Genomic DNA, 22,007 nt, shown 5'->3' with positions numbered 1-22,007 from the left:
AGGCAGAGTCAGCGGGTGTCGGCAGCGAGCGTGGCGGCGGCGATGCCGCCATTGCCGCCCAGCGCCAGCGTGTCCTTGCCGGCAGGGGCCAGCGCGGCCAGGGTCTGCGGGCTGCCGGCGGGCAATGCGGTGAAGTGGCGCCCGCCATCGGCGGACATCACCAGCGTGCCGCCCTGCCCGGCCAGCACGATGCGGCCATCGGGCAGCTCGGCGCCGCCGAAGAACGAGGTCTTGCGGCCGGTGTCGGCGGCTTGCCAGGTGGCGCCGAAGTCCTCGCTGCGCAAGGCGTTGCCGCGCATGCCGAAGGCCAGCCAGGCGCCGTCGCGCAGCGGCAGCACGCCGTAGAGAGAGCCCTCGTACGGGGACTTCATCGACTCCCAGCGGCCGCCGCCATCGGGCGAGCGCAGCACCAGGCCGCCTTCGCCCACCAGCATCAGGCGTCCCTGCGCATCGCCGGCAATGCCGTTGAGGTGGCGGTCCTGCATGGACTTGTCAGCGGCTTCTTCCCAGTGCCTGCCCTGGTCGCGCGAGACCAGGACGCGGCCAAAGCTGCCAACCGCGAACCACGGCCCACTGGCCTGCGCCCAGGCGCCCAGCAGCGGGTCGGACGAGCGCGTGTCGAAGGCCACCTGCTGCCAGTGCGCACCGCCGTCTTCAGTGCGCAGGATCCAGCCGCCGTGGCCGACCGCCATGCCGTGGCGGCCGTCGGCAAAGGCCACCTGGGTCAGCGTGACACCTTGCGGCTGGTCCACCGCAGCCGTACGCCAGCTGCGGCCCTGGTCATCGCTGAGCAGGATCTGGCCGCGCTCGCCGACTGCCACCAGGCGCTCGCCGGCGCGCGCAATGCCGTTGACCTGCAGGCCATCCGGGTGCAGCGTCGTGGCCGCGAACGGCGGCAGCGGGCGCGGCGCGAAAGCCCATACCGCGGTGGCCAGCACGGCCAGCGACATGGCGACGCCGATCAGTCGTTTCATGATGTCTCCTCCGGTTGGAGTGATGGCAGGCAGCCTCGTTACGGGCCGGTTCCTGCAGGGGCTGCTTGTGATTACAGAACGTCGAACAGCGCGGCGGCACCCATGCCGCCGCCGATGCACATGGTCACCACGGCCTGCTGCACGCCGCGGCGCCGGCCTTCGATCAGCGCATGCGCGGTCATGCGCGCACCCGACATGCCGAACGGATGGCCGATCGAGATCGCGCCGCCGTTGACGTTCAGCCGCGTATCCGGAATCCCCAGCTTCTGCTGGCAGTACAGCACCTGGCAGGCGAAGGCCTCGTTCAGCTCCCACAGGCCTACATCGGCCACGGTCATGCCATGGCGCGCCAGCAGCTTCGGCACCGCGAACACCGGGCCGATCCCCATCTCGTCCGGCGCGCAGCCCGCCACCGCCATGCCGCGGTAGCGGCCCAGCGGGCGCAGGCCGCGGCGGCGGGCCTCATCGGCGCTCATCAGCAGCACCGCGGCGGCGCCGTCCGACAGCTGCGAGGCATTGCCCGCGGTGATGTGCTCGCCGGCGGCCACCGCCTGCCCGCCGCTCCAGACCGGCTTGAGGGCCTCCAGGCTGCTGGCGGTGGTGTCGGGGCGGTTGCACTCGTCGTGCGCAAGCCGCACGGTCTCATGCCCGGTCAGCGCACCCGCCTTGTCGAACAGCGCGCGGCGCGTTTCCAGCGGCACGATCTCGTCATCGAAGGCGCCGCGGCGCTGCGCTTCGGCGGTGCGCTGCTGGCTGCGCCAGGCGTAGGCGTCCTGCTCGGCGCGGCTGATGCCGTAGCGGCGCGCCACCACCTCGGCGGTCTCGATCATCGCCATGTAGGCCGCCGGCTGGTGCGCCAGCACCGCCTCTGACTGGGCGCGGTAGCTGTTCTTGTGCTTGTTCTGCGTCAGCGAGATCGACTCCACGCCGCCGGCCACGATGATGTCGGCCTCACCGCACTGGATGGCGCGGGCGCCCGCCGCGATCGTCATCAGGCCCGAGCCGCACATGCGGTCCATGGTCATGCCGGGCACGCTGTCCGGCAGGCCGGCAGCGACCGCGCACAGGCGGCCCAGGTTGTAGCCCTGGGTGCCCTGCTGCGCAGCCGCGCCGATCAGCACATCGTCCACCTCGGCCGGATCCACGCCGGCGCGCTCGACCACGCTGCGCACCACATGGCCGCCCAGCACGGGGGACTCGGTGTCGTTGAAGGCCCCGCGGAAGGCCTTGCCGATCGGAGTGCGCGCGACGGCGACAATGACTGCTTCTTTCATGCTGGATTCCTGTTCAGAAGTAATAGCGGCTGATGGTCTCGGCCACGCAGGCGGGCTTGTCCCCGCCTTCGATTTCCACGGTCATGCGCACCACCGACTGCACGCCGCCCTGCAAGGTCTCGGCCCGCACCAGCTCACCCACGCCGCGCACGCGCGCCCCTACGCGCACCGGCGCCGGGAAGCGCACCTTGTCGCAGCCGTAGTTGACGCCCCATTTCATGCCCTCGACCGTGACCAGCTCCGGCAGGAACTGGTTGACCAGCGCCAGCGTCAGGTAGCCATGCGCGATGCAGGCGCCATACGGGCCCTGCGCGGCGCGCTCCGGGTCCACGTGCAGCCACTGGTGGTCGCCGGTGGCATTGGCGAACTGGTTGACCTGCTCCTGGGTGATGCGGGTCCAGGCGCTTTCGCCAAGGCGCTGGCCGACGGCGGCGTGGATGTCTTCGGCGGAACGGAAGATTCTTGGCATGTCTGGTTCCTGCGTTGTTCCCGGTTCCAACTGTTTCTCTTCAAGCCCGCTGGCTGCTCACCGGCAGCACTTCGCCCGTCATGTACGAGGCATAGTCGCTGGCCAGGAACACCATCACATTGGCCACCTCCCACACCTCGGCCGCGCGCCCGAAGGCTTCGCGCTCGCTGAGCTGGCGCAGCAGGTCGGCCGGCGCCGACTTCTTCAGGAAGTCGTGCAGCGCGATGCTGGGAGCCACCGCATTGATGCGCACGCCAAACTCGGCGGCCTCCATCGCGCTGCAGCGCGTCAGCGCCATCACGCCGGCCTTGGCCGCGGCGTAGTGCGACTGCTCCTTCTGCGCACGCCAGCCCAGCACCGAGGCGTTGTTGACGATGGCGCCGCGCCGGCGCGCCTGCATGTGCGGCAACATCGCGCGCGTCATGCGGAAGGTCCCGGTGAGGGAAATATCGATCACGCGCGACCACTCGGCATCGTCCATATCAACTAGGCGGCGCGAGCCGCCCAGGCCGGCGTTGTTGATCAGCACGTCGGTGCCGCCAAGTGCTTCTTCGGCGGCGGCGACAAGTGCGCGCACCTGCGCTTCATCCGACACATCGCAAAGCTGGCCGTAGACCGCCTGCAGGCCGGTTTCCGCACGCAGGCGCTCGACGGCTTCGTCCAGCCGCTTCTGGTGGATGTCGGAGATCATCAGCGCGCGGCAGCCCTCCTCCGCACAGCGGCGCGCCGCCGCAAAGCCAATGCCGACGCCGGCCGCGGCGGTGATGAGCACGCTCTTGCCGGCGAGCAGTTGATGGCCCGGCACATAGGCCGGGGCGCTGGGGATTTCGGTATTCAGGGTCATGACGTTCCTCGAGCTTGGCGCGGCATGCCGAGGCCGCGCTCGGCGATGATGTTGAGCTGGATTTCGTTGGTGCCTGCGTAGATGGTGTCGGCGCGCGAGAACAATGCCATCTGCTGTAGCCGCGTGCGGCGCACATCGCCCGTCTCGCCGGCATCCAGCACATTGGCCAGCGGGCCCAGCACGTCCAGCGCCAGTTGCCCCAGGTCGCGGTGCCAGTTGGACCAGTAGTACTTGTAGATCAGGGCCTCGCGCTGCAGCGCGGTACCGCCGTCCTGGCCCGCCTGTGCGGCCCCCGCCAGCATGCGCAGCGCGTTGGCGCGCATCACGCGCAGGCCGGCCCAGGCCCGCGCAATGCGCTGGCGCACCAGCGCGTCGCGGCTGCTGCCGTTGTCGCGCGCGGCCTGCGCCACCCATTCCAGCTCATGCGTGAACTGCATCTGCTGGCCCAGCGTGGAGATGCCGCGCTCGAAGCCCAGCAGCGCCATGGCGATGCGCCAGCCATCGCCGGGCGCGCCCAGCACGTCGGCTGCGGCGGCACGCGCGCCGTCGAAGAACACCTCATTGAATTCGGCGCCGCCGCCCATCTGCCGGATCGGGCGGATCTCGACGCCGGGCTGGTCCAGCGGCAGCATCAGGAAGATCAGGCCCTTGCTGCCGCGCGAGCCGGGCTCGCAGCGCGCCAGCACGAAGATCCAGTCCGAATCGTGCGCAAGCGAGGTCCACACCTTCTGGCCGCTCACCAGCCAGTCGCCGCTGGCCGCATCGCGCTGCGCCCGCGTGCGCACATTGGCCAGGTCCGAGCCCGCGCCGGGCTCCGAGTACCCCTGGCACCAGAACGTGGTGCCATGGAGAATGCCGGGCAGCAGGCGTGCCTTCTGGTCCTCGGTGCCGAAGGCGATCAGGGTCGGGCCGATCAGCCCTTCGCCGATATGGCCCATGCGGCCCGGGCCGCCGGCGCGCGCATATTCCTCATGGAAGATCACCTGCTGCATGACCGGCAGCTCGCGCCCGCCATGCGCGCGCGGCCAGCCCAGGCCGGTCCAGCCGCCTTCGGCCAGCCGGCGCTCCCACGCCTTGCGCAGTTCGGGATAGGCCTCTTCGTCGCCGGGACCGCCGCGGTGCTTCAGGCAGGCGAATTCGCCGGCCAGGTTGGCGTCCATCCACTGTGCGACTTCGGCGCGGAATGCCGCCTCTTGATTCGCTGTCATGCTGTCCTCCAGGCGTGGGGGCCGTTTGCCGCGAGATACGCCAGCGCCGCGCCGGCACCGCCCAGCCAGTGGCTGGCGGCCTGCGCGCGCTTGAAATAGAGCTGGGGGTCATACTCCCAGGTGAAGCCGACACCGCCGTGCAGCTGGATGGCCTCCTGCGCGCAGAAGCGCAGCGCGTCGTCCGCGGCCACGGCCGCGGCGGCGATGTCGACGCGGATGCCGGTCACTTCCGTGACCTCGCCCGATTCCCACGCCTGCGCCGCGCCATACACTGCCGAGCGCGCCGCCTCGACCAGCACCATCATCTGCGCGCAGCGGTGCTTGACCGCCTGGAACGAGGCGATGGCGCGCCCGAACTGGATCCGTTCCGACGCATAGGCAACGGTCAGGTCCAGGCATTGCTGGGCCGCGCCAAGCTGCTCGGCCGCCAGCATCAGCTTGCCGTGCCACCAGGCCTGGGCCAGGCCCAGCGCCGCGGCGTCCACGCGCGCCAGGCAGGCACTGGCGGGCACGGGCAGCCGGTCCAGCCGCAGCGCGGCCAGCGGCCGCGTGCGGTCGAGCGTATCGAGCGGCTCGAGCCGGAAGCGGGCGTCCTGCGCCAGTGCCGCCGGTTCCAGCAGGAACAGCGCCGGCACGCCGTCATCGAGCCGGGCCGGCAGCAGCAGCCAGTCGGCGCCGACGGCATCGGCCACCTGGGCGGCGCAGCCGTGCAGCACGAAGCCATCCGCGCCTGCCTGCGCGCCGATCGCGACGCCGTCGTACTGCCAGCCACCGTCGTCCGGCAGCACCGCGGCGGCGCGGGCCTCGCCACAGGCCAGCCGTTCCAGCCACTGCGTGCTGCCGCGCGGGCCCAGGCTGGCCTGCAGCCACGGCGCGGCCACGCACATGGCGGACCAGAACGGCACGCAGGCCAGGCGCTGGCCCAGTTGCTCCTGCAGCAGCACCAGCCCGGGCGCGCCCAGTCCGGCACCGCCCACGGCTTCGGGCAGCGCGATGCCGCACCAGCCGAGTTCGCCCGCGACCGCGCGCCACAGCGCTTCATCGTGCGCGGGACCCGCCTCGGTCACGCGCCGCACCGCCGCCGAATCGCTGTGCGTGGCGAGGTAGTCGCGCGCGCTGTCGCGGATCATCTGCTGTTCGACGCTAAGGGAGAAGTCCATGGCAGTCGCGCTCAGCTGCCGTAGACCGGCTGGGGCGGCTGGGCCTGTGCCAGCAATCCGGCCACCGCGGCGCCCACTTCGGCCGGCTGCCAGCGCGCGCCCTTGTCGGCCTTCGGCCCGGTGCGCCAGCCGTCGGCCAGCGACACCATGCCGCCGGCCGCTTCAAACATGCGCCCGTTGACCTGCGCGGAGGCGGCGCTGCCCAGCCACACCACCAGCGGCGCGACGTTGGCCGGGTCGTAGTAGTCGAAGCCGCCGGCCGGCGCCCGCATCATGTCGGCGAACACGTCTTCGGTCATGCCGGTGCGCGCCGCCGGCGCCAGCGCATTGGCGGTAATGCCGTAGCGGCCCAGTTCCGCGGCCTGCACCAGCGTGAGCGCGGCAATGCCGGCCTTGGCGGCGGCGTAGTTGGACTGCCCGACCGAACCCTGCAGGCCCGCGCCGGAGCTGGTGTTGATGATGCGTGCGTCGACGGCGCGGCCGGCCTTGGCGGCGTCGCGCCAGCGCCGCGCCAGCAGGTTGGCCAGGCAGAAGTGGCCACGCAGGTGCACGCGCATGACGTCGTCCCAGTCCGCTTCGGTCAGGCTGACGAACATGCGGTCGCGGCAGATGCCGGCATTGTTGACCAGCACGTGCACCTCGCCGAAGGCCGCGACCGCGGCATCGACGATGCGCTGCGCGGTAGCCAGTTGCGTGATGTCGTCGTCGCTGGCCAGCGCACTGCCGCCGGCCGCGCGGATCTCCGCGCAGACGGCTTCGGCCGCCTCGCGCCGGATGTCGTTGACGACCACGTTGGCGCCCTCGGCGGCGAAGGCCAGCGCATAGGCGCGGCCCAGCCCGCCGCCGGCGCCGGTGATGATGACGGTGCGTGCGTCGCAGATTCCCATGGCGCTCTCCTTACAGGCGTTCAATGATGGTGACGTTGGCCAGGCCACCGCCTTCGCACATGGTCTGCAGGCCGTAGCGGCCGCCGGTGCGTTCCAGTTCGTGCAGCAGCGTGGTCATCAGGCGCGCGCCGGTGGCACCCAGCGGGTGGCCCAGGGCGATGGCGCCGCCGTTGGGGTTGGTGCGCTCCGGCGCGTATCCGGTCTCGGCCAGCCATGCCATCGCCACCGAGGCGAACGCTTCATTGATCTCGACCACGTCGATATCGGCCAGGCGCAGGCCGCTGCGCTCCAGCGCGCGCCTGGTGGCCGGGATCGGCGCGGTCAGCATCCACAGCGGGTCATCGCCCAGCACGCTCATGTGTGCGATGCGCGCACGCGGCGTGAGCTGATAGCGCTTGAGCGCATCCTCGGAAACAATCAGCAGCGCGGCGGCGGCATCGGCGGTCTGGCTGGACACCGCGGCAGTCAGCGCACTGCCGGGCATCAGCGGCTCCAGCGCGGCCATCCTGGCCAGCGTGGTGTCGGGGCGCGGCGTCTCGTCATGGACAACGCCTTCGCAGGGCACGATTTCCCGCGCGAAGCGGCCGTCTTCCCTTGCCGCCGCGGCGCGCTGGTGGCTGGCCAGCGCATAGGCCTCCATGGCCTCGCGTGACAGCTTCCAGTGATCCGCGATGCGCTGCGCGGCATGGAACTGCGACACCGGCGCATCGCCAAAGCGCGCCTGCCAGCCCTTGCTGCCCGAGAACGGGTCGGCAAACCCCAGCGCCTGCCCCGCCAGCATGGCCGACGAGATCGGGATCTGCGTCATGGTCTGCACGCCGCCGGCGATCACCACATCCTGCGTGCCGCTCATCACCGCCTGCGCGGCGAAGTGCACGGCCTGCTGCGAGGAGCCGCACTGGCGGTCCACGGTCACGCCCGGCACCGTCAGCGGCAGGCCAGCCGCCAGCCATGCGCTGCGCGCGATATTGCCGGCCAGCGGGCCGATGGTGTCGACGCAGCCGAACACCACGTCGTCATAGTCCTCGGCGGGAATGCCGTTGCGGCGCACCAGCTCGGCCAGCACGAAGCCGCCCAGGTCGGCGCCATGGATGTGCGACAGTCCACCCTTGCGGCGCCCGGTGGGCGTGCGCAGGGCATCAACGATATAGGCGTCTTTCATGGAAATTGGTCTCTTTGGATTCAGGCGAAAGTGGCGCCGGCGCCGATGTCATGCGCGCCGTCCAGGATGTGCGTGCCCAGGCGCGCCTTGTGGAAGGCCCGGTCGCCCCAGCTTCCGGCCAGGGCCCAGGCGCGCTTGGTGAAGATCTGCAGGTCCAGCTCCCAGGTGTAGCCCATGGCGCCATGCACCTGGATGGCCTGGCGCGCCGCGCTCCACGCGCAGCGCGCGGCGGCCACGCGGGCGTGCGACACATGCAGGCCAGCATCGGGCAGGCCATGCGCCAGCGCGGCGGCCGCGCGCAGCAGCACCGGCCGGGCGAATTCAAGCTGGATCGCCACGTCCGCCAGCAAGTGCTTGACCGCCTGGTAGGCACCGATGGCCTTGCCGAACTGCTTGCGCTGCGCGCTGTAGTCGATCGCCAGGTCCAGCATGCGCTGGGTCAGGCCCAGCTGCTGCGCGGCCACGCCGAGTGCGCCACGGTTCAGCGCGCTGTCCCACAGGCCGCTGCCTGCAGCGATCAGCTCGGTATCCGCAGCCGGCGTCCATGCCAGTTCGAACAGGCGGCGCGAGGGATCGAGCCCGGTGCGCGCCGTCAGCGCGGCCTGGTCCGGCCGCAGCAGGTGCACGGCGCCTTCATGCGCGCACAGGATGGCATCGGCGACATGGGCGTCGGCCACCAGCCGCTCCTGCGGATGCGCCACCGCCACGCGGGCATCGCCGGCGGCGATGCGCTCCAGCAGCGCTGCGCAGCGCTCGCGCACCGAGACGTTCGGCGCCGCCGCAAGCGCGTCGCGCAGGAGCCCCGCCGCGACCAATGCGGTGTCGAGCAGGGGCTCGGGCAGCGCAAAGTAGCCGCAGGCCTGCGCCAGCGGCGCCCATTCGACCTCGCCCAGCCCCAGTCCGCCCTGCTCTTGCGGCACCGTGACGGCAGTCAGCCCCTGGTCGGCAAGCTGGCGCCAGAGCGCGTCGGAGCGGCCGGACTCGGTGGCCCACAGCTCGCGCGTCAGCTCGGGCGTCATCTCGGTCATCAGGAAGCGCCGGATCGCCTCGGCGAACTGCTCCTGCTCTTCGGTCAATGTGAAATCCATGGTGTTTTCCCCGGGGGCCGTCATGCGCGCGGCATGCCGAGCAGGCGCTCGGCGACGATGTTGCGCTGGATCTCGTTGGTGCCGGCATAGATCGGCCCGGCCTGCGAGAACAGGAAGCCGTCGAGCCAGTGGCCGAGCGAACCCGGCGGCTGGCCGGCGGGCGCGACTTCAGCGGCCTGGCCGAGGATGGCCAGCGCGGTATCGTGCATATGGATGTCCAGCTCGGACCAGAACACCTTGTTCGTGCTCGACTCCGCGCCGATATGGCCGCCGCGCACCAGGCGGCTCGCGGTGGCGTAGGTGGACAGCGTGTAGGCCTCGGCGTCCATCCAGGCACGCAGCACCGCCTCGCGCAGCGAGGGGTCGCGGTCCGCCGCCTCGCGGTTGGCCTGGTACAGCCTGACCAGGGCGCGGGCGGTTTCCTGGAAGCGTGCCGGCGAGCGCAGCATCAGGCCGCGCTCGAAACCGGCGGTGGCCATGGCCACCTGCCAGCCTGCGCCCTCGGCGGCCAGGCGGTTTTCCACCGGCACGCACACGTCGTCGAAGAAGATCTCGGCAAAGCCGGTCTGGCCGTTGAGCTGGCGGATCGGGCGCACGGTGATGCCGGGCGTGTCCAGCGGCACCAGGACAAAGGTCAGCCCATGGTGGCGCGTCGAGGCCGGGTCGGTGCGGAACAGGCCAAACAGCCAGTCCGCCCACACCGCCCGCGTCGACCATATCTTCTGGCCGTTGATGACATAGTCGTCGCCCTGGCGGATCGCGCTGCAGCGGATCGCGGCCATGTCGGAGCCTGCATTCGGCTCGGACCAGCCCTGCGCCCAGATATGCTCGCCCGAGGCCATGCGCGGCAGGAAGCGCGCCTTCTGCGCCTCGGTGCCGAACTCCATCAGCGTGGGCCCGAGCAGGAAGATGCCGTTCTGGTTGACGCGCATGGGCGCGCCGGCACGCCAGTACTCTTCCTCGAAGATCAGCCACTCGATCAGGTCGCAGCCGCGCCCGCCCAGTTCGGCCGGCCACGTGACCATGCTCCAGCGGCCCTGGTTGAGCGTGGCTTCCCAGGCGCGGTGCTGGGCAAAGCCTTCCTCGGTGTCAAAGCTCGCCAGCGGCGTGCGCGGCACGTGTGCGGCCATCCAGTCGCGCACTTCGGCGCGGAAGGCGCGCTGGGCGCTGGTGTATTCAAGCTGCATCGCGCGCCCCTGGTGCAAAGCGGGCTTCGCGGCCTTCGACAAAGGCCGCGCGCGCCTCGCCGGAATCGGCGCTCATATAGGCCTGCAGCGTGAAGCCCTGCTCCCAGCGGTACTTGTCCTCGAGGTTGCCGTCTTCCACGCCGTTGAGCGCCTCCTTGGCCAGCTGCAGCATGGCCGGGCTCTTGGCGGCGATCTGGCGGGCCAGCGCCATGGCGGCGTCGCGCAAGCCGGCGAGCGGCACCACGCGCTCGACCGCGCCCAGGCGGTATGCCTCGGCGGCATCGATCATCTCGCCGGTGAAGTACATCGCCCTGACCTTCTGCACGCCGAACATGCGCTGCAGGTGCGCGCCGCCGCCCATGGCGCCGCGGTCGATCTCGGGCACGCCAAAGCGCGCGCAATCGGCCGCCACGATGATGTCGGCGGCGCCGCAGATGCCGATGCCGCCGCCCAGCACGAAGCCGTGCACGGCCACGATGACCGGCTTGGGATTGCGGTGCACGGCGCGGAAGGTGGCGTAGTTGCCGGCGTTGACATCGACGATGCGCTGCGGGTGCGCGGCCAGCTCCTTGATATCGACGCCGGCGCAGAAGCCGCGGCCTTCGCCGCGCAGCACGATCACGCGCACCGCGGCGTCGGTGCCCAATTGGTCGATGGCCGCGGCCAGCGCATGCCAGCCGGCGTTGTCGAGCGCGTTGACGGGCGGATGGTCGATCACCAGCTCGGCGATGCCGTCGGCGATGTCGATGCGGAACGGCGCGGTCTTGTGGTTCATTTGCATGGTTTCCTCTGTCTGTGGGTCAGGCCGCGGCAGCCAGTCCGGCGCCAGCCAGCGCCACAAGCCGCGCCTGCGCCTGGGCGGCCATGCCGGCCACGATCTGCTCGCACGATTCGATGGCGCCGATCGCGGCGGCCGCCTGCCCACTGGGCAGCACGCCGTCATCGGGGCACCCCTCCACCATCGCGCGCTGGATCAGCACCGGCGCGTTGGCGGCCATCAGGGTCTGGGCGGCGCTGTAGTCCTGCTCGCGCATCGCGCGCCAGGCGGTGGCCAGCATTTGCGCGCTGCGCATGCCGGTACGTGCCTGCCATTTGCGCGCGGCCGCCAGCGCCAGCCAGGTGCGCCGCAGCGGACCGGCCTTCTCCAGCGCCAGCAGCAGGTCGTTATCGATCATTCGCTGCGGCAGGCCGTCAATGGCCAGCGACACGCGGATCTGCGCCGGGTCGCGCACCTTGACGTAGCGCTCCAGCGTTGGCGCCGGCACCGGCGATTCGGCCGACATCAGGAAGCGCGTGCCCATGGCCACGCCGGCCGCGCCGTAGGCCAGTGCCGCGGCCAGCCCGCGGCCGTCGTAGAAGCCGCCCGCCGCCACCACCGGCACGCTGACGCTGTCCAGCACCTGCGGCAGCAGCAGCGTGGTCGGCGTGCCGCCGGTATGGCCGCCGCCCTCGCCGCCCTGCACCGTGACCACGTCTGCGCCCAGTTCCACGGCCTTGGCCGCGTGCTTGGCCGCGCCGACCGTCGGCATGCAGACCACGCCGGCCGCCTTGAGCTTGCCGATCATCCTGGCGTCGGGACCGCGCCCGTAGCTGACGGCGCGCAAGCGGTGGCGGATCGCCATCTCGATCACTTCGTCCGCGTTGGGCTGGAACATGTGGAAGTTGATGCCGAAGGGCCGGTCGCTGAGGGCCTTTACGCGCAGGATCTCGCGCTCGACCTCGCCGGGCGGGATGGTCGCGCCGGCCAGGAAGCCGAAGGCCCCGGCATTGCCGCTGGCCGCGACCAGCTTCGCGTCCGCCACCCAGCCCATCGCCGTCTGCACGATGGGGTAGCGGCAGCCCAGCAGGTCGCACAGCACGGTGTGCAGGCTCGCGGCGCTCATGCCTGGTCCTCGCCGCCGGTGCGTTGCGACGCGGCCATGGCGCGCGCGTCATAGCCGCCAAGCTTGTCACCGCTGACCAACTCGTTGTGCGCGTGGGCGAAGTGGTGCCAGGCAAAAACGGCATCCATCGCGGAGCGCTTGCCCTGCAGGTCCTCCACATGGTTGACCGCCTGCTTGGTCAGCGTCAGGCCCAGCCGCGGCATCTGCGCCACCTTGGCGGCCATGCCGTAGACGGTGTCTTCCAGCGCGTCGCGCGGCACCACGCGGTTGACCATGCCCATGCGCTCGGCGCGTTCGGCACTCATGCGCTCGCCCAGGAACAGGAATTCCTTGGCGATGCGCGGATTCAGCTCGTAGGCATGCGCGAAGTACTCCACGCCCGGGATGCCCATGCGCACCACCGGATCGGCGAAGAACGCATCGTCCGACGCCACGATCAGGTCGCACACCCAGGCCAGCATCAGCCCGCCGGCAATGCAGGCGCCGTGCACCATGGCGATGATCGGCTTGGGCAGCTCGCGCCAGCGGCGGCACATGCCCAGGTAGACCTCCTGCTCGCGGGCATAGAGGAACTCGCCGCCGGGCTTGTTGACGTGGTCATACCAGAGCGAGGCGCGCTCGAACGATTCGTTGATATCGCGCCCCGGCGTGCCGATGTCGTGCCCGGCCGAGAAATGCTTGCCGGCCCCGCGCAGCACGATCACCTTGACCGCGTCGTCCGCGGCGGCGCGCCGGTAGGCCTCGTCCAGCGCGTAGGTCATCTTTGAGTTCTGCGCGTTGTGGAACTGCGGCCGGTTCATGGTCACGGTGGCAATGCCGTCCGCGACCTGGTAGAGCACCTCGGCATTGGGGCCAAGGCTGATGGCTTCGATAGCTGGCGTTGTCATGTCGGCCTCACACGCGTCCGGAAGGATTGCCGCGCACGATGGCCGCGCGCAGGTTGTGCGGATCAAGCTGGGCGATCAGCCGCAGTTCTTCCGGCGTCGGCGGCGCCGTCTCGGGCAAGGCCTCGCCGGGCGTGTTCGCCAGCGCAAAGCCCGTGGCCGCCTGCACCTGCTCCAGGCTCACGCCAGGGTGCAGGGAGCGCACGCGGATGGCATGGCCGGCGCCGCCGAAGTCCATCACGCACAGGTCGGTGACGATCACGCGCAGGTCAACGAAGCTGCGCATGCCCTCGAGCTGGCGGGCCGGGTTGTAGCCCGCGCTGCAGACCATGTCGACCTCACCCGCAACGAACGCGCGCGTGGTGTGCGCCGGCACGAAGAAGGAATTGGCGTGGTGGATGCTGTTGCCGGGAAAGCCGCGCGCACCAAGCAACTGGGTCTTGGGCTGCGCATGCGTGCCGCCCAGGCAGGAGATATTGGCCTGGCCGAAGCGGTCGATCTGCGTCGGCATCACCAGCGCGTGGCGCCGGCCGCCCCACAGGCAGTCGAACACGCGCGAATAGCCCATCCAGCCGCTGGCGCGCACCTTGTAGCCGGGCTCGCGCGGGCCCAGCGGCACCGGCGTTTCCACCAGGTAGGCCTCGCCGTCGGTCAGCAGCAGGCCCGGGTTGTGCGCAAGCCGCGCCAGGCCGGCGGCGATGCGCGGGCCGGTGCCGATGCCGGTGGCCAGCACCTCGCCGTCGTCGCGCCATGCGCGGGCGGCGGCGGCAATCATCAGCTCGGCGCGGGTGAATTCATAAGTGGCGCTCACGGTCGCTCCTTGGGTTGGCGGGTTCAAAGTACCGGCAGCGGCAGGTCATGCACGTGGCCAAGGCCGCCGATGCGCTCCAGGTAGGCCGCTTCGCTCGCGCCCACCACCTCGTCGCGGTAGGCGCGAAAGCCCTCGTCGGCCTCGGCGCTGGCGCAGTACGCCTTCAGCGCGGGCAGGTCCCAGCCGTAGGCCGGCGCACAGGAAGTGGGATGGGCACCGCCGGGCACGTGCACCACGCCGCTCACCAGCGAGCGCTCGAAGGCGTTGTTGCGCGCGCGCGCCAGGTCTTCGTCCTCAAGGCGCGGGCGCAGCGTTTCGCAGCTCACATAGCAACGGTGCGCGGCGCGTGCGAACCATTCATCGAAGAACGGATCGGGGCCGTCGATGCGGGTGTTGCCGAGCACATCGCTTTCGTTCACGTGCAGCAGCGCGGCATCCAGTTCGATGGCCGCCATCGCCACCAGCACTTCGCCGTCGGCATAGGGCGATCGCACCGTCTTCAGCTGGGGGTTCCGGTCCAGCACGTCGGTGCCCAGCGCGGCGCGCGTCGGCAGGAACGGCAGCCGCGCAGCCGCGGCGCGCAGGCCCAGCTGCAGCATGCCCTCGTCCAGCTCCGTCACCTCCAGCAAGCCGCGCTCGCGCGCCTGGCGGAAATAGGGCTCAAGCGGAATCACGTCGAGCGAGACGAAGCCGAACACCAGCCGGCGCACCTTGCCGGCGGCGCAGAGCATGCCCACCTCGGGCCCGCCGTAAGCCACCACGGTCAGGTCCTTCAATGGCGAGCGCAGGATCTCGCGCACCAGCGCCATCGGCTTGCGGCGCGGGCCCCAGCCGCCGATGCCAATGGTCATGCCATCGGCGAGCTGGCCGACCACGTCGGACGCGCTCATGGTCTTGTCGATTGTCTTGGTCATGATGTGTTTAGCGGTATCCGATGCTGAAGTCGTGTCCCCACAGGCTGACGCGCGTGGCCTCGTAGGCTGCGTGGTGGCTCCAGTCCACCACCAGGCCGCCATGGCCGAACTCAAGGTCGAAGCCGCCGGGGGTCTTCATGTAGAAGGAAGTCATGCGGTCGTTGCAGTGCTGGCCCAGCGTGGCGGAGAGCTTCACGCCGTGCTGCTGCACGCGGTCCAGCGCGCGGCCCACCTCGGCCATGTCGGGGACCTCGGCCATCACGTGGATGCAGCCGGCCTCCGACGGCATCTCGAAGATCGCCAGGCTGTGGTGACGCCCGTTGCCGCAATGCAGGAAGTGGATGCGCTTCTCCGGCTCGGCCGGGTCGTTGGTGAAGCGCACGCGGAAGATGTCGGACAGGCCGAACCCCATCACCTCGCACAGGAAGGCATAGGTCTTGTCAAAGTCCGGCGCGGGCAGCACGGCATGGCCCGCGCCCATCGGATCCGTGATGAAGCGCGGCACGCCCACCGGCGAGACAAAGCGCAGGAAATCCGAGCGCATGCCCCAGAAGATTTCGTGGCGGTTGCCCGAGGGATCGGCAAACCAGGCCACGGCCTGCACGCGGCGCTGCGTCAGCTCCGCGGCGCTGGCGTGCACGACCTCCACGTTGGCCTGGCGCAGCGTGTCGAGCGCATGGCGGTAGGCAGGCTCGTCGGCCAGCTCCCAGCCCGATGCCAGGTAGCGGTCACGCGCGCCCGGCACCACCAGGTAGCGGTAGTCGCGCTCATCCATCTTCACGTACAGCGCACCGCCGGGGGCGCCCGAACAGGCCATGCCGAGCACTTGTTCGGCATAGTGTCGCCACTGCCCGATGTCGGTGGACTCGACCACGATGTAGCCAAGCGCACGAATGTCCAACATGCCGGTCTCCTCTGGTTCGATGTGGGGGTCGAAGTGGGCTGCGCTGATGCGGCAGCCCGTCGATGGGACCGATTCTTTCGCTTGCGGGCTGGGGGCACATCGTCCTGGCGGACTAGCCGATGTGGGGCGGCTGGCCAGGGTCCGCTGAGAGCCGGCGCGGCTTTGGCGGCGGCGGCGGTGGTTGGCCGGAACGAGTGAAGTGCCGGCGCCGCGCGCGCCGTGGTCGAGCCGTTGTCGCTTGCCGCGAGCCGTCTTTGCCCGGAGCAAGCTGGTTCCGGGTCAAGTAATAATTCCTGAAATACCGGAACAATATCCAAATGCCCGCTTTTCTGGACTTTGCTCCTGAAATAGCGGAACTATTGGTGGATCCCGGACCGAGCGCCTATAATTCCGCTATTGTCGTAACTATCATGGCGCGCATCACTTCCGCGCCGTTTTTTCCTCATATCCCGGAATTATGTCGCGCACCCTTCCCCAGCCAGATGCGTCCTTAGACCCGCTGGCCTCCGATCTTGAGGCGCTTGGCGCATGCATCCGCAACCAGCGAGCGCGTAGCAGACTGCGCATAGATGATGCGGCGGACCTGCTCGGCGTCTCTAAAGATCTGCTGTCCAAGTTGGAAAACGGCAAGCCAGTGGGGACTGACAAGCTCCTGCGCGTACTGAACGGCCTGGGGCTCATGATGTTGGTGGCAGACAAGACGGAGACCAGGACTGCCCTTTCCGCACTACTTCAGTCGCGTTCGGAGCGCACCTGATGCAACACGTCCTTGATGTCCGGGCGCATGGCGAGCCCGTTGGCCAGCTTGCCTTCGAGCCCATGCGAGACCACTACTCCTTCGAATATCACCCCGACTGGCAAGCGCGTGATGGGGCTTATTCTCTGTCGCCCCATATCCCGGTGACAGGTGAGGTGCCCGTGCCGGGCGCAGTCGCGAGATTTCTTGGCAATCTCCTGCCGGAAGGGCACGCCCTGGAAGTTGCGTCGAGCCTGTATCACATATCAAAAAGCAATATCTACGCGCTGATTCGTCGGCTCGGCAAAGAGCCGGTCGGTGCGCTGAGCTTTTTCGCCAATGAGGAGAAACTGGATCCCGGGACGCTATCGCGAGATTTGCTGGAGCCTGTGCGCCGAGAAATTTCCACCGAAGAACTGGCGCACCGCATCCAGGAACGGGCCGCGATCCCCTTCCCCGTATGGGACGGCCAGGTACGTCTGTCGATCGCGGGCTTCCAGGACAAGCTGCAGGTGTTGGTTGAAGGAGAGAGGTTTTCGCTTGCAGATGGATCGCTCAGTTCGACACACATCCTGAAGCCGGAATCCGTCAATCCGCTCACGCAGTGCATTGTCGCCAACGAGCACTATTGCATGTCGCTGGCGGCCAGGATGGGCCTGCCGGTAGCGCCGGTCTCCATTCGCCGGATTCCAGCGCCGGTTCTCCTCATCGAACGCTTCGACCGTATCGTGACCCCGGAGCCGGAGTACCCCGACCGAGTCCAGTCCGTACGGCGCTTGCATGTCATTGATGGCTGCCAAGCCCTGGACCTGCCCCATACGTACAAATATGAGCGCAATCTTGGGCATACGCGGGACGTGGCAAATATCCGGGATGGGGCCAGCTTCGAGAAGCTCTTCTCTTTGACACCGCACCTGGAGACGCCGGCAGTCTCGCAGCAATTCATGCTGCGGTGGGCAATCCTGCAGTTGCTGCTGGGCAACAGCGACGCGCACGGCAAGAATATTTCATTCTTTGTGAAGCCCGGCGGGCTGGCGCCTGCGCCCATCTATGACCTGGTGGCAGTCAACGTCTATGGCAATGCCTTCATTCCAGACATGGCAATGGCATATGGCGATGTCTTTCTTATCGACGAGCTGACACCGTTCGCCCTCGCCGACTTCGCCAGGCGCGCCAAGATTCGCCCGGCGCTTCTCGCGCGTGAAATGACGCGCCTGGCAAAGCTGGCGTTGCAGCATGCCCCCGAACAAGCCAGGAACGCGGTGTATACGGATGATGAGCTAGCCCTTGTGCAACAGATATCTGACTTCGTCTGCGTGCAGGCGAACCGGCTACTGAGCCTCGCACCGCATGTCCCCAGGGTGAATTCCGACTTGCTTTGACCATGAGGAAAGGGCCACTGCACCATGGCGGTGCCTAGTCCGAACGCATGATGTGGCGCCCCCGCGCGCACCGCACGCTTGAAGCCTGACCATCCTTCCACAATGGAGAGAGACATGAAGGCTTCAGGACAACCCTGCGTCGCCGTGGTGACCGGGGCATCGCGCGGTGCCGGCCGGGGCATCGCGCTGGCATTGGGCGCCACCGGTGCCACCGTGTATGTCACCGGCCGCACCGAGCAGGAAGGCAGTGCGCCGTTGCCGGGCACCATCCACGCAACCGCGCGTGAGGTCGATGCGCTGGGCGGGCGCGGCATTGCCGTGGCCTGCGACCATGGCGACGATACGCAGGTGGCGGCGCTGTTCCGCCGCGTGCGAAAGGAATCCGGGCGGCTCGACATCCTGGTCAACAATGCGACCTTCCTGCACGACGAACTGATCATGGCGGGGCCCTTCTGGCAGAAGCCGCTGGAGATGGCCGGCATTCTCGACGTGGGCCTGCGCTCGGGCTATGTGGCCAGCTGGCATGCCGCGCCCATCATGGCCGAGCAGGGCCGCGGGCTGATCGTGTTTACCTCTTCATTCGGCGCCAACTGCTATATGCACGGTCCGGCCTATGGCGCGCAGAAGGCCGGCATCGACAAGTTCGCGCACGACATGGCGGTCGACCTGCGGCCCTACGGCGTCGCGGCGGTGTCGCTGTGGATGGGGCCGTTGCGCACGGCCCGCACCCTGCGGGTGTGGGAGAAGCATCCGGACAAGTACGCGGCCTTCGCGCCGGTGGCGGAGACGCCGGAGTTCACGGGGCGCATTATCGATGCGCTGTACCGCGACCCCGCGCTGATGGATAAATCCGGCCGGGTGCTGATCGGCGCAGAGGCGGCGCTGGGCTATGGCATCGCCGATGCGGAGGGGGTGCAGCCGCCGTCGTACCGGCAGGCACTGGGCGGACCGCCGCCGGTGCATCCGGCGATCGTGGAATAGCGATCGAACTGGCTGCCACCTCTGGCATACGCTCCCCTCTCCCGCAAGCGGGAGAGGGGAGCAAACAAGCGCGGCCTCCTACGTGCCTTCCGACAACAACCCTGTCGTAAACACCGTCGACCGGATCAGCCACGCACCATCGATCCGCACATACTCATCCGCATAGCGCCCCGTCAGGAACGTACGCGAACCACTGACATCATCCAGCGCCAGGTACGCCAGATCCCAGCTGCCCAGCGCAGTATTGTCATCCAACACCCGGATATCTCCTTGCCCCGCAAAATGCATTTCCCGCAGCGTCGGCCGGCACGCCAGCTCTGCAAAGCACTGCACCAGCGCGTCGCGCCCGGCGAAGCTGCCGATCCGGTCATAGTGGATATGCGCGTTTGTCCGGCACGAAGCAGGCGCGCATCGTGTCGGGGTCCTTGTCATCGCACGCGCGCAGGTAGCGCTGCTTGAGCGCGCGGATCGCCTCCGCGGCTTCCAGCCGCGACAGGCGGCCGGCGATGGAGGCGATGTCGGTCATGGTGGATCCCTCGCTCATCAGGCTTCGCGCAACTGGTACTTCAGCACCTTGCCTGCCGCGCTGACCGGCAGCGACGTCACGAACAGCACCTCGCGCGGCACCTTGTAGTTGGCCATGTGCCGGCGCGCCCAGGCGATCAGGGTGTCGGCGTCCACGCGCGCGCCGTGGCGCAGCACCACGTAGGCGCGGCCCACTTCGCCCAGCCGCTCGTGCGGCATGCCCACCACGGCCACCTGGGCCACGGCCGGGTGAGCCACCAGCAGTTTTTCGACCTCGGCCGGGTAGCAGTTGAAGCCGCCCACGATAAACATGTCCTTGATGCGGTCGGTGATGCGCAGGTAGCCGCGCGCGTCGAGCGTGCCGACATCGCCGGTATGCAGCCAGCCGTCGCCGTCGATGGTCTCAGCCGTGGCTTCGGGCAAGCCGAAGTAGCCCCGCATCACGTTGTAGCCGCGCACCAGCACCTCGCCCGGCTCGCCAGTGGCGACCGGCTGCCCCTGCGCATCGACGCACGATATCTCGATGCCCGGCATGGCGCGGCCTGACGTCGCGGCAACGGTTTCGGCGTCATCGCCGGCGCGGGTCAGCGTGGCAAAGCCGCACGATTCGGTCAGGCCGTAACCGGTGATGATGGTGTCGAAGCCCAGTTCGTCGCGCATGCGCTGGATCAGCACGGGCGCGATCGCGGAGGCGCCGGTGACCGCGACGCGCAGCGAGGACAGATCGAACTCGCGCAGGCGCGGCGCGTTGAGCAGGGTCTGGTAGAGCGTCGGCGGCCCGGGCAGCACCGTGATGCGTTCATTCTCCACGCGCGTCATCACGGCTTCTGCATCGAACACCAGGTGGGGCAGCACCGTGGCGCCGCGCGACAGCGCGGCGAGCCACCCCGCCTTGTAGCCGAAGGTATGGAAGAACGGATTGACGATCAGGTAGCGGTCGCCCGGCCGCACCCCCGTGATGGCGGCCCAGCCGTCGACGGCGCGCAGGTTCTGCGCGTGGGCGGTCATCACGCCCTTGGGACGCCCGGTGGTGCCCGAGGTGAACATGATGTCCATCAGCGTGTCGCCGCGCACGCCGGCCTCGCGCTTTGCGAACGCCGCCATGTCGGCCTGCGGCGCCAGCGCGAGGAAGGTTTCCCATGCCAGTTCGTCGGGGCCGGTCGTCCTGCCCTGCCCGGGGCGCAGGATCACCAGCCGCTCCAGCGTGGCGGGGCGGTGCGGGGCCAGCATCTGCGGATAGCTTTCGCCGAGGAAGGCGTCGACGCAGAACAGCAGGCGCGCACCGCTGTCGGCCAGCACCGCGCCCGCCTCGGCCCCTTTCATGCGCGTGTTGAGCGGCACCAGCGCCGCACCCACGCTGTGCGTGGCCAGCGCCGCAATGATCCATTCGGAGTAGTTCGGCGCCCAGACGGCAACCCGGTCGCCCGGCTGCACGCCCAGCGCCATCAGCGCCCGGGCCGCCTGTATCCGGCTGGCGTTGAGCGCGGCATAGGTCAGGCGCAACCCGTCTTCCTGGATGGCGATGCGCTCGCCGTGGCGCCTGGCGGCGCGCCGCACCAGTTCGGGAATGGTCTCGGCAACGTCGTCGTTTGCCGCGGCTTCGATGCCGGCCGGTGCCACAATGGCGTCGATGGTGTCAGATGGAGTCATGTCAATCCGGGAACTTCAGGTGGATTTCGCCGCTGGCCGGGCGGGCCTGGCAAGCCAGGGTCCAGCCCGCCTCCAGGTCGGCGCGGTCAAGCACATGGTTCTCGCCGAGCGTTACGCCGCCCTGCGTCACCTGGCACATGCAGGCGCCGCACAGCCCGGCGCGGCAGGAATTGGGGGCGGCCACGCCGGCGCGCTGCAGGGCATCGAGCACGGTTTCGTCCGGGGCCACACCGACGTGGTGGGTCTCGCCGTCCAGCTGCACGGTCAGTGCGGCACCGTGCATCGCGGGCGCGGGAGACGCCGGGGCGGAATCCCCCGCGCTGGCAGCCTCGCTTGCCGCCACCGTCACCGCCGGCGCATCGGGCAAGGACACAAAGCGCTCCACATGCAGCTGCCCGCGCTGCACCCCCAGGGCCTGCAGCGCGGCCTGGGCGCCGTCCATGAACGGGCCAGGGCCGCAGACAAAGCATTGCGCCACGCTCCACGGCCGCACCAGCTCCTCGATCTGGCGCTGCGTGGGCGGTCCCTGCACGCTGTCCAGCCAGTGGATCACGCGCAACCGTCCGGGGTGGTGGCGCGCCAGTTCAGCGAGCGCCTCGCGAAAGATGATGGAGCGCTCGTCGCGGTTGGCATAGACCAGCGTGACCGCGCCGCGCCCGTGGCGCAGCGCCGCCTTGGCGATCGACAGGACCGGGGTGATGCCGCTGCCGCCGGCCAGCAGCAGGAAATCGCCATGCAGCGCGGGCGGGGTGAAGACACCGGCGGGCGGCATCACCTCGACCGTATCGCCCGCGCCCAGGTGGTCGCAGATCCAGTTGGACACGCGCCCGCTCTGCACGCGCTTGACCGTCACGCGCAAGGCGCCGTCGACACCCGGCGTGCTCGACAGCGAATAGCAGCGCTGCAGCGGCACGCCGTCGACGGGCACGCGCAAGGTCAGGAACTGGCCCGGACGGTAGCAAAACGTCTCGCGCAGGCCGTCCGGCAGCGCGAATACCAGCGAATGCGCCTGGTCCGTTTCCGTAACGACTTCGGCGATCTGCAGCCGGTGGAATTGCACTGGCGCCATGATGTCCTTCTTTTG

The 22,007-nt window shown here is 69.3% G+C and carries 21 protein-coding genes and 1 pseudogene; 3 read left to right on the top strand and 19 right to left on the bottom strand.

From position 1 onward, the window contains the following. Nucleotides 1-8 precede the first annotated feature (8 nt). The 16 genes from ACREYQ_RS20910 to ACREYQ_RS20835 all read right to left on the bottom strand — a co-directional run bounded on the left by ACREYQ_RS20910 (nucleotide 9) and on the right by ACREYQ_RS20835 (nucleotide 15,649). Entirely contained in the window at nucleotides 9-974 is a 966-nt protein-coding gene (locus ACREYQ_RS20910; protein WP_432262083.1) for a WD40/YVTN/BNR-like repeat-containing protein, read from the bottom strand. A 71-nt stretch (nucleotides 975-1,045) separates the two neighbouring features. Then, entirely contained in the window at nucleotides 1,046-2,248 is a 1,203-nt protein-coding gene (locus tag ACREYQ_RS20905; RefSeq protein ID WP_432262082.1) for an acetyl-CoA C-acyltransferase, read from the bottom strand. A gap of 13 nt (nucleotides 2,249-2,261) precedes the next feature. Continuing rightward, on the bottom strand, nucleotides 2,262-2,717 hold the full coding sequence (locus tag ACREYQ_RS20900; protein WP_115212628.1) for a MaoC family dehydratase: 456 nt from the start codon (nucleotides 2,715-2,717) through the stop codon (nucleotides 2,262-2,264). Between the two features lie 40 nt (nucleotides 2,718-2,757). Next, complete coding sequence (locus tag ACREYQ_RS20895; protein WP_432262081.1) at nucleotides 2,758-3,561, bottom strand: SDR family oxidoreductase; 804 nt, start codon at nucleotides 3,559-3,561, stop codon at nucleotides 2,758-2,760. Further along, a complete protein-coding gene (locus tag ACREYQ_RS20890; protein WP_432262080.1) occupies nucleotides 3,558-4,769 on the bottom strand; it encodes an acyl-CoA dehydrogenase family protein in 1,212 nt (403 codons plus the stop codon). The genes ACREYQ_RS20895 and ACREYQ_RS20890 overlap by 4 nt, the downstream gene beginning before the upstream one ends. After that, nucleotides 4,766-5,929, bottom strand: coding sequence for an acyl-CoA dehydrogenase family protein (locus ACREYQ_RS20885; protein WP_432262079.1), 1,164 nt, complete (start codon nucleotides 5,927-5,929; stop codon nucleotides 4,766-4,768). Before ACREYQ_RS20885 ends, ACREYQ_RS20890 begins: the two co-directional genes overlap by 4 nt. An 11-nt stretch (nucleotides 5,930-5,940) precedes the next feature. After that, entirely contained in the window at nucleotides 5,941-6,816 is an 876-nt protein-coding gene (locus ACREYQ_RS20880; protein ID WP_432262078.1) for an SDR family oxidoreductase, read from the bottom strand. Between the two features lie 10 nt (nucleotides 6,817-6,826). Continuing rightward, nucleotides 6,827-7,978, bottom strand: coding sequence for an acetyl-CoA C-acetyltransferase (locus tag ACREYQ_RS20875; protein ID WP_432262077.1), 1,152 nt, complete (start codon nucleotides 7,976-7,978; stop codon nucleotides 6,827-6,829). Nucleotides 7,979-7,998: 20 nt separating this feature from the next. Beyond that, on the bottom strand, nucleotides 7,999-9,066 hold the full coding sequence (locus ACREYQ_RS20870) for an acyl-CoA dehydrogenase family protein (RefSeq protein WP_432262076.1): 1,068 nt from the start codon (nucleotides 9,064-9,066) through the stop codon (nucleotides 7,999-8,001). A 20-nt stretch (nucleotides 9,067-9,086) separates the two neighbouring features. Next, nucleotides 9,087-10,253 carry an acyl-CoA dehydrogenase family protein gene (locus ACREYQ_RS20865; protein WP_432262075.1) on the bottom strand — a complete coding sequence of 389 codons (1,167 nt, stop codon included), beginning with the start codon at nucleotides 10,251-10,253 and terminating at the stop codon, nucleotides 9,087-9,089. Further along, entirely contained in the window at nucleotides 10,243-11,034 is a 792-nt protein-coding gene (locus tag ACREYQ_RS20860; protein ID WP_432262074.1) for an enoyl-CoA hydratase family protein, read from the bottom strand. Before ACREYQ_RS20860 ends, ACREYQ_RS20865 begins: the two co-directional genes overlap by 11 nt. 19 nt (nucleotides 11,035-11,053) lie before the next feature. Beyond that, nucleotides 11,054-12,136 carry an NAD(P)H-dependent flavin oxidoreductase gene (locus tag ACREYQ_RS20855; protein WP_432262073.1) on the bottom strand — a complete coding sequence of 361 codons (1,083 nt, stop codon included), beginning with the start codon at nucleotides 12,134-12,136 and terminating at the stop codon, nucleotides 11,054-11,056. Beyond that, nucleotides 12,133-13,023: an enoyl-CoA hydratase gene (locus ACREYQ_RS20850; protein WP_432262072.1), complete on the bottom strand. Its 891-nt coding sequence runs from the start codon at nucleotides 13,021-13,023 to the stop codon at nucleotides 12,133-12,135. Before ACREYQ_RS20850 ends, ACREYQ_RS20855 begins: the two co-directional genes overlap by 4 nt. 7 nt (nucleotides 13,024-13,030) lie before the next feature. Beyond that, on the bottom strand, nucleotides 13,031-13,831 hold the full coding sequence (locus tag ACREYQ_RS20845; RefSeq protein WP_432262071.1) for a CoA-transferase subunit beta: 801 nt from the start codon (nucleotides 13,829-13,831) through the stop codon (nucleotides 13,031-13,033). 23 nt (nucleotides 13,832-13,854) lie between these two features. Continuing rightward, complete coding sequence (locus ACREYQ_RS20840) at nucleotides 13,855-14,745, bottom strand: CoA transferase subunit A (protein ID WP_432262070.1); 891 nt, start codon at nucleotides 14,743-14,745, stop codon at nucleotides 13,855-13,857. A gap of 7 nt (nucleotides 14,746-14,752) precedes the next feature. Next, on the bottom strand, nucleotides 14,753-15,649 hold the full coding sequence (locus ACREYQ_RS20835; protein WP_432262069.1) for a VOC family protein: 897 nt from the start codon (nucleotides 15,647-15,649) through the stop codon (nucleotides 14,753-14,755). A 457-nt stretch (nucleotides 15,650-16,106) separates the two neighbouring features. On the opposite strand from ACREYQ_RS20835, the gene ACREYQ_RS20830 reads away from it, so the two are divergent. From ACREYQ_RS20830 to ACREYQ_RS20820, 3 genes are all read left to right on the top strand, one after another. Further along, nucleotides 16,107-16,406 carry a helix-turn-helix domain-containing protein gene (locus ACREYQ_RS20830; RefSeq protein WP_432262068.1) on the top strand — a complete coding sequence of 100 codons (300 nt, stop codon included), beginning with the start codon at nucleotides 16,107-16,109 and terminating at the stop codon, nucleotides 16,404-16,406. After that, a complete protein-coding gene (locus ACREYQ_RS20825) occupies nucleotides 16,406-17,767 on the top strand; it encodes a HipA domain-containing protein (RefSeq protein WP_432262067.1) in 1,362 nt (453 codons plus the stop codon). Before ACREYQ_RS20830 ends, ACREYQ_RS20825 begins: the two co-directional genes overlap by 1 nt. 114 nt (nucleotides 17,768-17,881) lie before the next feature. Further along, nucleotides 17,882-18,748 (top strand): SDR family NAD(P)-dependent oxidoreductase, encoded by an 867-nt coding sequence (locus ACREYQ_RS20820; protein ID WP_432262066.1) that lies wholly within the window; start codon nucleotides 17,882-17,884, stop codon nucleotides 18,746-18,748. A 78-nt stretch (nucleotides 18,749-18,826) separates the two neighbouring features. Here ACREYQ_RS20820 and ACREYQ_RS20815 read toward each other — a convergent pair. The 3 genes and pseudogenes from ACREYQ_RS20815 to ACREYQ_RS20805 all read right to left on the bottom strand — a co-directional run bounded on the left by ACREYQ_RS20815 (nucleotide 18,827) and on the right by ACREYQ_RS20805 (nucleotide 21,992). After that, a pseudogene (locus ACREYQ_RS20815) lies at nucleotides 18,827-19,274 on the bottom strand (nuclear transport factor 2 family protein). Nucleotides 19,275-19,291: 17 nt separating this feature from the next. After that, nucleotides 19,292-20,923, bottom strand: coding sequence for a FadD3 family acyl-CoA ligase (locus tag ACREYQ_RS20810; RefSeq protein ID WP_432262065.1), 1,632 nt, complete (start codon nucleotides 20,921-20,923; stop codon nucleotides 19,292-19,294). Nucleotide 20,924: 1 nt separating this feature from the next. Continuing rightward, nucleotides 20,925-21,992 (bottom strand): 2Fe-2S iron-sulfur cluster-binding protein, encoded by a 1,068-nt coding sequence (locus ACREYQ_RS20805; RefSeq protein WP_432262064.1) that lies wholly within the window; start codon nucleotides 21,990-21,992, stop codon nucleotides 20,925-20,927. Nucleotides 21,993-22,007: the final 15 nt, after the last annotated feature.

The organism is Cupriavidus sp. TMH.W2 (assembly GCF_050847365.1).
Classification (GTDB): Bacteria; Pseudomonadota; Gammaproteobacteria; order Burkholderiales; family Burkholderiaceae; genus Cupriavidus.
This window is presented reverse-complemented; position numbering and strand designations above follow the sequence as displayed.